The following is a 1,552-nucleotide window of genomic DNA, read 5'->3' as shown; positions in this document are numbered from 1 at the left end:
CCGTCGTCGAGCTCTCCGCGGACCTCCGCCTCCCGGTCGTCGAGCGCCTCCCGGCGCTTCGCGATCGCCTCGTCGGTCGCGGCCTCGAGGCCGGCCGCGTCGAGCCGGTCGTCGATCGCGGATTCGATCGACTCGATCCGCTCGCGGATCTCGCGGATCGCCTCCCGATGCTCGTCGCGTTCGCGTTCCGTCTCGCGGATCGCCGACTCGATCCCCGCTATGTCTTCCTCGAGTTCCGCCAGCTCGGACCGCTTCTCCTCGTGGGTCGCGAGCGTCTCGGCGGCCTCCTCCCGCGTCTCCCTCGCGCGCTCCCGCTGGTCCTCGTAGCGACCGATCTCCTCGGTCACCTCGGCGAGGTCGCTCTCGAGTCCGTTGAGCCGGTCGTAGAGGTCCTCGTCCTCCTTCCGCTCGATCCGCGTCTCCTTCTCGTCGAGGACGGCACGCCTGGCGTTCAACACGTCCTCCACCCCCAGGCGGGCGTCTCCCGCGCGCTCGCGGTACTCCTCGAGTTTGCCCAGCTGGAGGAGGTCGTCGATGACGTCCTGGCGCCCGCTCGGCGTGGCGTTGATCAGCGCGTTCACCTCGCCCTGCCGGACGTACGCGCAGTTGACGAACGCGTCGGCGTCCATCCGGAGGAGCTCGGTCACGAACCGCCGAACCGCCGTCGCGCCGTCGCGCGTCACGTCGCCCGCGGTATCGCCGTCTCCCGTCGCGTCGCCCGCGATGGTCTCGAGCGAGCACGCGTGGTCGACGCGGTCGTCGTATCGGCGGAGCCGCCGCTCGACGTGGTAGGAAACCCCGTCATGGGTGAACCAGAGGTCGACTCCCGTCTCCTCCTCGCCGTTCGTGATCACGTCCTCGAGGGTTCCCTTCAGCGCCTTCGAGCCGTAGAGGGCGAAGAAACAGGCCTCGAGCAGCGACGACTTGCCGCTGCCGTTGATCCCGTGGATGACGGTGACGCCCTCGGAGAGCCGCAGGTCGGCGTCCCCGTACGGCTTGAAGTTCGAGAGCCGGATCCGGTCGAACCTCACAGGTAGTCCTCCATGGAGACCTGTCCGTCGCCGGGCGTCGACGACGTCGTCGGTTCGTCGTCTCTGTCGTCGTCGTTACTGGCGTCGTCTCTGTCGTCGCCGTTCCCGTCGTCGTCGCTACCGGCATCGCCGTCATCACCGTCGTCCTCGCCATCGGCGTCAGCGTCGTTCTCGGCGTCGTCGCTCCCGCCGCCGACAGCGTCACCACCGTCGGCAGTTTGCTCCTCGTCGATCTCCCCTTCGTCGTCGGGCGTGTCGCCGTCGGCGGTTTCACCGTCCTCCTCGGTGCCGTCTCTATCCCCTCCCGTTCCGACGAACGCGCCGGGATCGTCGAGGCGCTCCTCGACGCGGGACTTCACCGTCTCGCGGACGTTGCTGTCGGCGACCGAATCCGACCGGACCACGTCGTCGACGTCGAGGCCGGCCGACGAGAGTCCCATCTCCTCGATCCGCTCGCGGACGGCCACCTCGGGGTCGGCGAAGCTCACGTCGAGTTCCTCCTCGGTCTCCGCCGTCCGGCG

The 1,552-nt window shown here is 69.2% G+C and carries 1 protein-coding gene and 1 pseudogene; both read right to left on the bottom strand.

Going from position 1 to position 1,552, the window contains the following annotated elements:
• Nucleotides 1-1,031: AAA family ATPase (locus tag OKW78_RS16665; protein WP_281196168.1), on the bottom strand; the 1,031-nt coding region annotated here is incomplete at its 3' end.
• Nucleotides 1,028-1,552, bottom strand: a pseudogene (locus OKW78_RS16660) (DNA double-strand break repair protein Mre11); the annotation flags it as partial. The pseudogene OKW78_RS16660 and the gene OKW78_RS16665, both read right to left, overlap by 4 nt.

Origin of the sequence: Halorubrum sp. F4, assembly GCF_027257195.1 — an archaeon.
Lineage (GTDB): Archaea > Halobacteriota > Halobacteria > Halobacteriales > Haloferacaceae > Halorubrum.
The sequence above is the reverse complement of the archived record's forward strand: the minus strand, read 5'-3'. Positions and strand labels throughout refer to the sequence as shown.